This is a genomic window from Glutamicibacter sp. AGC46, assembly GCF_053543715.1.
Genome location: NZ_JBLVOJ010000016.1, coordinates 29736 through 39856 on the forward strand (window position 1 = coordinate 29736; position 10121 = coordinate 39856).

Here is a 10121-nt window from a genome sequence, read left to right on the forward strand (position 1 = left end):
GGGGGGGGCCGCCGCGGTGCTTTTTAGTTCAGCGAACTCTAGTTGATCTCTGTGATGCTCACCGCGGTTGTCACCGGCACCGGATTGGCGAAGAGGTCCAGCACTGGGCAGTGGGCATCCACTGCGCGGCGCAGTTCTTCATAGCGTTCAGCTGATTCCGGTCCGGCAATCCGGATGTCCAGATCCACCGACGAGAAGCCGGGGCGGATGGTCTGGTCGATGCCGAAGAGTCCGCGGACATCGAGGTGGCCATTGGCCTGGATCTTCACGTCGTCCACCTGGATGCCGAGATTCTGCGCGTACAAGCGGTAGACCACAACCTGGCAGGAGATGAGCGCTCCGAGCGCGTATTCCACGGGGCTTGCGGCCAGGTCGCTGCCGCCCAGGGCAGCTGGCTCGTCGACCTGGAAGGTGTGCTTGCCCGAGACAATGTTGCTGGCTACCGAATCGAAGCCTTCGCCCTCCACAGTGAAAGTCAATTGGGCACTTTGCGGGGCAGCCGAAATTCGTTCGCCCCAGCCCTTGCCTGCTTCCTGCAGGCGCTGTGCGCGGTCTTCGGATACGGTTGGGGCAGATGCTGCATTAGTCATGGGGAATTGATCCCCTTTCTGGCGCAAGGGGCGCCATCGCTTACGCATCTTGGCTGTCAAGATGCGTCGAATCTTCACCTGGGGCACCCCGCACAATGACGCAGGAGGGTTGCCGTCCACTCAGCCAGGGCTCAAAGAGTGGAACTCGTGATTCAGTGATTAATTTCTATCGGTTGCAGGGCCCGCGGGTAAAGGGCAGAAGTAACTTTTCGTCACCGGGCATCTTGCTTTCCGGCTCGCTAAGATGGAATCTAGCTCTCGGGCGCCCACTGCACGAACAATGAACGGCGAGTATGGAATTCCAGCTGACACTTTCTGCGGCCCAGACCTTGGTGACCGAATCCGAATACAACCTGGGCCAATTCCTGTGTGATTCCGGAAAAGTGCAGATCGCCAACCGGGTAATGCAACCGGGATCTACCCGCATCTCCGGTGTGGTGCTGCGCGAATCGGTGATGGCCCAATTGGAAATCACCGCGGGCAATATCAGCTTCACCAGCTTCTGCGGCAAGCATCCGGGGGTTCAGTCCTGTGAAGACGTCGCCGCCTTGCTCATTGAGGTCACCACCGAAGAAGACCAGGGCTTCTTCGTCTCCGACTCCGGGGTGGATCCCCACGCATGGAAACGCAATAGCAAGCCGCAGTGGGAACGTACCCTTGACCGTCTGCTTCCAGTCATTTCCGATGAGCCGCTGGCTGCCGAAGAACCGTTGGGATTGATCCTGAAAGTGGTCAGCGAACCGCGTTATGGCGGCGAGGACGCGCTGACCTTGCAGGCACGCCCGGCCCGCCAGGGCACCAAGAGCCCCTGGATCCAAACCGGGATCAGCTGGCGCAATGTTGCCTTTGATACGCGGTTCTCCAAGAAGCAGCGTCGTGCGGTCGTTGAACTGGACCGGTTGCGTGAACACGTTGAACAAGATACTTATCACCATTCGTGGGATCCCAAGGAGTGGATCTCCTTGATGGATCTTCCAGGCCAGGACCTGCTGGATGCGTTCGAAGCCCTGCGTGAAGCTGGAGTGCAGATCGTCAACGGCGGTTCTACGGCCAAGGCCCCGGTGGAGTTCAGCGAGCAACCAGCCATGGCACACGTGGATGTGCGTCGCGGTGAACATGGCCTGAGCATGGAAGGGAAGCTGCGCGGGCCGAGCGAAGAGCACCTCTACCTCTTGCCCATAGGCACGCCGCCGACCTTGTTGGCTTACGCGTCCGGCCCCTTGCCGAAGGCCAGGGAAATCGGTTTGGCCCGGTTCGCTGAACCGGTCACGAAGGAACTGGCCACATTTATTGAATCCGGTGCGCAATCCATCCCGCAGGAAGGCGTTGAGCTTTTCGAGCGCCAGCACCTGGACCGATTGCGCCTGATGGCACCGTTGAAGAGCGAGGATGACAGCTACAGCATCCCTGTTCCAGCACGCCCCAGCCTCAAGCTGTCCCTGGAGAGCATCCGAACTCCGCTGACCGTGAGCTATTCCTGGGAGTACGCCTCCGCGGGCCCCCGCCAGTATGCCGTGGAAAAGGAAATTGCTGCTTCGGTGCAGGACAAGCTCGGCGCGCAGGCTTCCTTGGGGCAACTGACCTCTTCAGGAATCTTCCCGCCGAAGGAATTCAGCACCTCCGAATCCATCGATTTCTTGGTCTACGCATTGCCGCTATTGGCAGAGCATCCCGATGTGGTCGTTGAAGAGCAGAACAGGCTGCCGAAGTACCGGATCAGCCACGCGCCGGCCGCTGTCAGTGTCGAAGCCGGCGAAAGCACGGGGGACTGGTTCGACTTGTCTGTGGAAGTGCTCCTGGACGAGACCAAGGTCCCGTTCCCACTGCTGCTGGAGGCCTTGACCAAGCAAGATGAGTATCTCGTCCTCGATGACCTTACGGTGATCCCGATTGATGGTGCAGATTTCACGCAGCTGCGCCAGCTGATATCAGAGGCCGGGGAGCTGGGCACGGTGCAGGGCGATACGATCCGCATCCATAAGTTGAGCATCGACTGGTGGCAAGAACTGGTGGATCTGGGCATTATCGAAGCCCAGCACAACCAGTGGCTGCAGACCATGAATGCGCTGCAAAGCGGTGAAGAAATGCAGCCGGTCCAGCTAGCGGAAACGTTCAACGCTGAACTGCGCCCGTATCAGGGCCACGGCCTATCCTGGCTCAACTTCTTGCGTACCCATGATCTCGGTGGCGTCCTTGCCGACGATATGGGTCTGGGCAAGACCGTCCAGCTGCTGGCTTGCCTTGAACAAGCGCGCGTCGAGGATCCTGCCCAGAAATTCCTGGTGCTGGCTCCTACCTCGGTGGTGGGCAACTGGATCAATGAGGCGCAGCGATTTGCGCCGCAGATGAGCGTCACCGGCATCACTTCAACAGCTAGAAAGAGCGGCCAAAGCATGGCGTCGCAGATCGGTGACGCCCAATTGGTAGTTACCAGCTACACGATCTTCCGCCTGGCCTATGAGGATTTTGAAGCCGCCGGATTCAACGTCATGATCATGGACGAGGCCCAGCAACTGAAGAACCATGCCTCCAAAGGCTACAAGCAGGCCCGGCAGCTGCCAGTGCCGTGCAAATTCGTGGTCACTGGCACTCCCATGGAAAACAACCTGCTGGAACTGTGGGCGTTGGTCTCACTGGCTGCACCAGGCCTGCTGGGCGGTGCGAAGTCCTTTAAGGACAACTACCAGAAGCCCATTGCCGACGGAGACCAGGAGCGCCTGGAGCGCCTGAAGAGCCGACTGCGTCCGTTCGTGCTGCGCCGTACCAAGGAACAGGTCGTTCCAGAGCTGCCGGCGAAGACCGAACAGGTGCTGGAAGTCGAACTGGAGCCGGGGCACCGCAAAGCCTATGACCGCCGCTTCCAGCGTGTGCGGCAAGAAGTCCTGGGCCTGGTTGACGACGTTGATTCGAATCGCTTCCAGATTCTCCAGTCGCTGACCCTGCTGCGCCAGCTGGCCTTGGATCCGTCCCTGGTAGGCGAGGGCGATGCCCCGAGCGCGAAGCTGGAAATGCTGCGCGAACTCATGGGGGACGCGGTTTCTGAAGGGCATAAGATTCTGGTCTTCAGCCAATTCACCAGTTTCTTGGCCAAGGCACGCGACGTCGCTGAAGAGCTGGGCATTGAGCACGGATACCTTGATGGGTCCACCACTGGCCCAAAGCGCAAGGAACTGATTGACGGTTTCAGCGAGGGAGATTTCCCGGTCTTCTTCATCTCGCTGAAGTCCGGCGGCTTCGGCATTAATCTCACTTCCGCCGACTACTGCATCTTGCTGGACCCATGGTGGAACCCGCAGGCCGAAGCCCAGGCTATTGACCGGGCCCACCGCATTGGGCAAACTCGTCCGGTCTATGTGTATCGCTTGGTGGCAAAGGACACCATCGAATCCAAGGTGCTCGCGCTGCAGGCCAAGAAGACGCAGCTGTTCAATGATGTCCTGGGAGAGACTGCCCAAGCCGCGCAGAGTGCTGCGTTAAGCGCCGATGATTTCCTGGCGCTGATGGAGTGAGCCTAAAAAGCTGAAGCCTTGGAAACCAGAAGGTCTCCAAGGCTTCAGCTGATGATCGGGGACTAGAGAATCTGTTCAAAACTGTCGTTGAGGCGGTGCAGGAGATCTCCAAAATTCTTCAGTTCGGAGGCTTCCCATTCCTTGAGCTGGCGGCGCAGTTCCTCACGCAGCGTGTTACCGCTGGAGCGCCATTTTTCCTTGGCGTTTTCTGTTGCCGAGACCAGCTGGGCCCGGCCATCGGAAGGATCCTGGGTGCGGGTGACAAGTTCCAGAGACTCGAGGTGCTGCACGAGGCGGGAAATAGTCGCCTTGTCCAGACGCAGTTTTTCTGCGAGTGCTCCCTGTTGCTGGGCTTCATCGCGGATGACCACTGCAAGCAAGCGGTACCCCGGATCCTGCAGGTCCGGGTGGATGATCTTGGCGCGACGGATCAGCATCTGGCGGGCGCGCAATAAGATGGCGGTGAATTCTTCTTCGACCGTCTGCATCAGTTCTTCTTCTTGCATACAAACCATTCTAAAGATTAATGGTCGATAAGTCTGATATTGGAGACCGCAGCCGTTCGAAGCCGAAGTGTTGAACGTACTGCGAATCCCCAGCTGAGCGTAATTAATGGCTTGGAAAAGACTGGCCAGGCAACGCCTGATGCCTGCAAAGCCGTACAGTTCCACTTCTCCGGCGCAGCTTAGGAACGACTTGCCGATTGCATTCGTGATTAGAGAAGCAATAGATTTCCGCCGCCGCTCAGAAGCAGAGCAAGAAAGCCATGGCCTCCGTTGCCTCTGGCGTTGGACCCAACGTGGTGCGGCGAAGCTGTCCGCACTGTCCACGGGCCTCTTGGAGAGCATTTGGAGTTGGATATCGGGATTCATGAAAATAAAACTTGACGCTTCAACTAATGCTTGGTAGGTTTTAATCATGAATCAGCTATCCGATACCCCTCCCGTCTTGTTCCTTAGCCATGGCGCACCGCCACTGGCCGACGACCAGCGCTGGACCCAGGAGCTGGCTAGCTGGTCCGGCACTTTCGAGAAGCCGAAAGATATTCTGATGATCTCCGCGCACTGGGAAAATGCGCCGGTGACGCTGAGTGCTACCCAGCAGAAGAACGAATTGGTCTACGACTTCTGGGGCTTCGACCAGAAGTACTACGACGTTCGCTACGACGCGCCAATGGCGCCCGAGCTGGCCAATGAAGTCGAACGGCTGACCTCGGCCTATGGCCATCACGTGGAGCGCGACGAGACGCGTGGACTGGACCATGGCGCCTACGTGCCGCTGAAGGAAATGTTTCCGGATGCGGATGTACCGGTGGTGCAGATGTCCATGCCAACACTGGATCCTGCAGGACTCTTTGATCTGGGCAAGAGCTTGGCGCCCTTGCGCGAGCGGGGAACCTTGATCGTTGGCTCCGGATTCACCACCCACAACTTGCGCTGGTTCAACCCAGCCGGCGGGCCGGATTCGGCGCCGCCATCGGCCTCCAGCGAGTTCGACCATTGGGCCGAGGAGGCAATGGCCCGCGGGGATGTGGACTCCATCCTCGACTTCCTGCACAAGGCCCCGGCGGCCCGCGAAGCGCACCCGCGCTCGGAGCATTGGGCTCCGCTGTACGTTGCGCTGGGTGCGGCATACGCCTCGGGTGGAATTGATGCCAAGACGGCAATTGACGGTTTCTGGTACGGCCTGTCCAAGCGCTCCTGGACCTTGAGCTAGGCGATATCCCTATCTTTCCCGCAGCAAGCGCGGCACCGATTGGTGCCGCGCTTGCGCAGGTAATAGCGGACTTTTCTGGTCGATCCTCTAGCTGGCGGCTACCGATGCATCATCAATGCGGAACAAGGTAGCCTGCGAGCTGTCTTCCACGCCCTTGAAACGCAAAGTAACGGTCTTACCGCGGAAGTTGTTCAGGTCAACGGCCTGCAGTTCGTAGGACGAGCCGGCATCCAAGTTCGACCAGGTGCCCATGTTGTAGGTTCCGTAGCCGTCCAGAACCTGTACGGTCAGCTTGTCGTACTGGCTATAGGCAGTAGTTTCATTGGTCAGCACATGCAGGTAGAACTCCAGCTGCGCATTGGTGGCATCTGCCGGGATGGCGACCTTCTGGTCCAGGGTGTAGGTGTTGGAATTGCCCCAACCATTGAGCCCAGCTAATCCGCTGCCGGAGCGGGCTGCCGAGCCGGACTCGAAGGTGTCGGCGCGGTTGGCGGTCCAGTAATCCGCCCCGTTCTCGAAACCTGCATTTTTCAGCAGGTTGCCGCTTGGCTCCGGATCCGGAGTTGGCTCCGGGGTTGGTGTTGGGTTGCTGCCGTCCAGGGCATTCATGATCTTGGCGGCATCCACCAGTCCGGCGCCGCAACCGATGCTGCAACCGCCTGGCATCGCGCGGGTGCCCTGCTTCAACGCAGTTTCCACGGAGGCGGGGGACATCCCAGGGTCTGCCGACTTCATCAGTGCGACCATGCCCGCTACGTGCGGGGTGGCCATGGAAGTGCCCTGGTAGAAGGCATAGCCCTGGCTGGATGGAGTAGTGGTGCCGGTATTGATGGTGGACAGCACGCCTTGGCCGGCGTAGCGGGTGTCGCCACCAGGTGCGGTGACGTCAACGGCCGAGCCGTAGTTCGTGTAGTACGACGGAGCGCCCGAAGGGTTGCTTGCCGCTACGGTAATGACGTTTTCGCAGTTGGCCGGGCGGGAATTCGAAGCGTTCTGGCTTTCGTTGCCGGCGGCAACTACCACCGAGGTGCCGCGCGAAACCGCGGCGTTGATGGCCGCCTGGTAGGTAGTTCCGCAAGCGCCGCCACCGCCCAGGGACATGTTGATGGTGTCTGCCGGGGTTGGGTTATTGGCAATTCCCGGGACCGAACCGCCCGAAGCCCAAATGATGGCATCGGCGATATCGGACAGGCTGCCGCCGCACTTGGCCAGGACGCGGACCGGCTGGATCTTGGCATCCGGGGCAACTCCGGCCACGCCGCTGGAGTTGTTGGTGACTGCGGCTACGGTGCCGGCCACGTGGGTGCCGTGCCAAGAGGAATTGCCCGAGTAGCTGCCGCCGCATTCACCGGCGGCGTACCAGTCGCCCTCGTCCTGGGGGTTCGCGTCGCGGCCGTTGCCGTCGCGGGCCGAGGCAGAGCTGGAGACGAAGTCGTAGCCGGAAACGATGTTGGCGTTCAGGTCCGAGTGCGAGGTGATGCCGGTATCCAGGACTGCGACGATGCTGCCCTCGCCGGTGGCGATGTCCCAGGCCGAAGGCAAGCGCATCCCGTTGGTGCCGCTGTAGTGCCACTGCTCGCCGTACCGGGTGTCGTTAGGCGTCATGGAAATCTTCATGATGGCATCGGGTTCCACCGATTCCACGAGACCAGACTGCGCAATATCGGCCATGAACTCCTTGGCGCCGTTGCCCTTGAGTTTCTTGTCGGCCTTCACCACGAAGCTGCCGGTGGCCATGGCTCGCATTTCCTTGACGGTAACGCCTGCTGCCTTGGCTGCTTGGCCCCAGGCCTTGGCGCGGGAGGACTTGCCCGTCTGCGTGGCTGAAGCCTTGTAGGTGACGATGAATTGGTCGTAGGCCTCGCCTGATTGAACCGAACCGATCTTGACCTTGTCTTCGCCATTTGCCTTGGGGAGGGACTTTTCAGCGGGAGCCGATACGGGGGAGGCGGTAGCTGGCAAGGCGCCAGCGCCGAAGCCGCTCATGCCGATCACTACGGCCGCGGAGACGGCCAGGGTTCTCCGAAGAGGGGTAGAAAAACGTGCCATTGATGCACTCCTTGTAGGGTTTTTGGGCGCACAAAGGTCGGTGATCAATCGATGTGGTGTGTGCCGGTAGGAGCGTAACTGCTCGGCAACTCCTAAAGGAAGTACTTCTCAAATAAATCTTTTATATTCGCTCATGTACTAAAAAGGTGTTTCACATATTTCTGTGGAACTATCCCGGCGGACTCGCAGATTCGAAAAATGAATGATGGTTATCTGCATGTTTGGGGAGTTCGAAATTTTCAGATCCGCACTGACCATGGAAAACACATAATTATTTGCATAGCGAACGCTATCTTTCCAAAGTTGTTTCAAGCTAGGAGTACATTCCGGGATCCAGCTCTCCTGGCGTCGAAGCCGTGGTCCAAGCGTGCTAGGTATCTTGGCTAATTCATTGAATAAATGGCGTCCCTCCGGATTCGGCACCGTGAGATGGCCAATAGCCGCTTGGTTGCCAGCTCATCGGCTGGACGCTTGGCCAGCCCATCAGTTCCGCCGAGTTACCGTTCGGAAGACAGCTGGCAACGGATAGCTTCGGCAAGGTGGTTCGAGCGCATTCGAGGCAGGGATTACGCTGTCGCACGGGATGGGTAGCAGCGGCAGGCCCAAGATGCCCACCGGAGCGAATACCGGTGCTGCACGTATCTAGCCCAGCAAGAAGGCAATGACCAGCACACTGGGAAAGGTCAGCAGGGTGCTTGCCAGCACCACTTCGCGCGGCACGGCGACGGGGAGCTTGAATTGCTGGGCAAACAGCAAGACGTTTTGCGCGGTTGGAAGCGCCGCCATGATCACCACTCCGAGAAGTTCGATTCCTGATAGGCCGAAAACGAAGCGGGCAACGAGCCAGGCGAGCAAAGGCATGAAGAACACCTTGAACGCGGTCGCCAGATAGATTTCGCCGCGCAGGTTCTTATCTGACAATGGACGCTGGCCGTATAGCGCCATTCCAAAGGACATCAGCAACAGGGGGATGGATGCGTCGCCAATCATTTGCACTGGCGCATGAATGACTTCGGGCAGTGCCAGGCCAAAGAAGGAGAACACCGCACCGAGGAAGGTCGCAATAGTGACAGGGTTGGCGATGGACTTGAGGATCATTTTCGCACCGGGCAGGCTATCCGCGCCACCGGATTTGGCGCGGGAGAGCACCGCGAACATGCACAGGTAGACGGGAGCGATGATCAGCAACTGCGCGATGAGCACCGACACTACGGGACTGGTGCTGCCCACCGCATAAAGGGCCAGCGGCACACCGATATTTCCAGCATTCACATAACTCGTGGACATGGCCGCAACGGGCAGCCGATGAGCTGGAGTCTTGAAGGCCAGCCGCGCGACCAATGCATAAGCGGAGCCGGTCAGCACCGCAACCATCAAGGCTATCGGGGTGAATACACCAACCACCGCATGCAGATCGGTACTGGCAAGCAGGGTGAACATCAGGGCGGGGTTGGTGATGTAGAAGATGAGCGGGGTGAGCCCCTGGGCAATGGCCGCGCGTTGTCGCGGCAGTGCGACCGACATCAGCAGGCCGATGCCGATGAGGATCAAGACAACGGAGAATCCCTGTAGAACTCCTTGCATATTGCCTTTCCCGCCCGGTAATGGTGTTCCCAGCTCCGGGGCTTCTCGAAGCCGTGGACGGCGAGGGTGCGAAAGCTCCCTCTACCGTCCACGGTGCATTATTCAGATTCCCTGGCAGCCTGTCAGCGAACCAGCGCGGGACTCTTCGAATCGAAGGTCCAGCCGGGAATCAGGTATTGCATGGACACCGAGTCGTCACGCGAGCCCAACCCATGTTCCAGGTACAGTTCGTGGGCTTGGGCGACCCGATCCATGTCCAGGCTGACACCCAAGCCGGACCGCTGCGGAACCTTGATCTCTCCGTCCCGAATCACCAATGGTTCCTCGGTCAGGCCCTGTCCATCCTGCCAGATCCAGTGGGTATCGAGTGCCGTGATCTCGCCCGGAGCAGCGGCGCCGACCTGGGTGAACATCGCCAGCGAGATGTCGAAGTGGTTGTTCGAGTGCGACCCCCAAGTCAGTCCGAACTCGTTGCACAGCTGGGCAACGCGCACTGATCCGGACATGGTCCAGAAATGCGGATCTGCCAGGGGGATGTCTACCGCACTGGTGCGCACCGCGTGCGCCATTTCTCGCCAGTCAGTCGCAATCATGTTCGTGGCGGTCTGCAGACCGGTCGCCCTGCGGAATTCGCTCATGACCTCGCGGCCCGAGAAGCGGCCCGCAGGGCCGC

7 protein-coding genes and 1 riboswitch are annotated in these 10121 nt (G+C 59.5%); of the genes, 2 read left to right on the forward strand and 5 right to left on the reverse strand.

The genetic code is table 11. From position 1 onward, the window contains the following. Nucleotides 1-38: 38 nt before the first annotated feature. Nucleotides 39-590, reverse strand: coding sequence for an OsmC family protein (locus tag ACNPM8_RS10775; protein ID WP_332594599.1), 552 nt, complete (start codon nt 588-590; stop codon nt 39-41). Nucleotides 591-621: 31 nt separating this feature from the next. After that, nucleotides 622-743, reverse strand: a riboswitch (SAM riboswitch). Nucleotides 744-883: 140 nt separating this feature from the next. Between ACNPM8_RS10775 and ACNPM8_RS10780 the strand changes: the two genes are divergently transcribed. Next, on the forward strand, nt 884-4099 hold the full coding sequence (locus ACNPM8_RS10780) for a DEAD/DEAH box helicase (RefSeq protein ID WP_448939827.1): 3216 nt from the start codon (nt 884-886) through the stop codon (nt 4097-4099). Nucleotides 4100-4161: 62 nt separating this feature from the next. On the opposite strand, the gene ACNPM8_RS10785 is transcribed toward ACNPM8_RS10780, so the two are convergent. Next, nucleotides 4162-5019: a MarR family winged helix-turn-helix transcriptional regulator gene (locus tag ACNPM8_RS10785; protein ID WP_388023207.1), complete on the reverse strand. Its 858-nt coding sequence runs from the start codon at nt 5017-5019 to the stop codon at nt 4162-4164. Here ACNPM8_RS10785 and ACNPM8_RS10790 point away from each other — a divergent pair. Next, on the forward strand, nt 5018-5815 hold the full coding sequence (locus ACNPM8_RS10790) for a dioxygenase family protein (RefSeq protein ID WP_105656276.1): 798 nt from the start codon (nt 5018-5020) through the stop codon (nt 5813-5815). The two genes, ACNPM8_RS10785 and ACNPM8_RS10790, sit on opposite strands and share 2 nt — an antisense overlap. Nucleotides 5816-5902: 87 nt before the next feature. On the opposite strand, the gene ACNPM8_RS10795 is transcribed toward ACNPM8_RS10790, so the two are convergent. The 3 genes from ACNPM8_RS10795 to ACNPM8_RS10805 all read right to left on the reverse strand — a co-directional run. Then, a complete protein-coding gene (locus tag ACNPM8_RS10795) occupies nt 5903-7864 on the reverse strand; it encodes a S8 family peptidase (protein ID WP_332730674.1) in 1962 nt (653 codons plus the stop codon). Between the two features lie 642 nt (nt 7865-8506). Continuing rightward, nucleotides 8507-9448: an AEC family transporter gene (locus ACNPM8_RS10800; RefSeq protein ID WP_332594603.1), complete on the reverse strand. Its 942-nt coding sequence runs from the start codon at nt 9446-9448 to the stop codon at nt 8507-8509. A gap of 122 nt (nt 9449-9570) precedes the next feature. Beyond that, nucleotides 9571-10121: enolase C-terminal domain-like protein (locus ACNPM8_RS10805; protein WP_448939828.1), on the reverse strand; the 551-nt coding region annotated here is incomplete at its 5' end.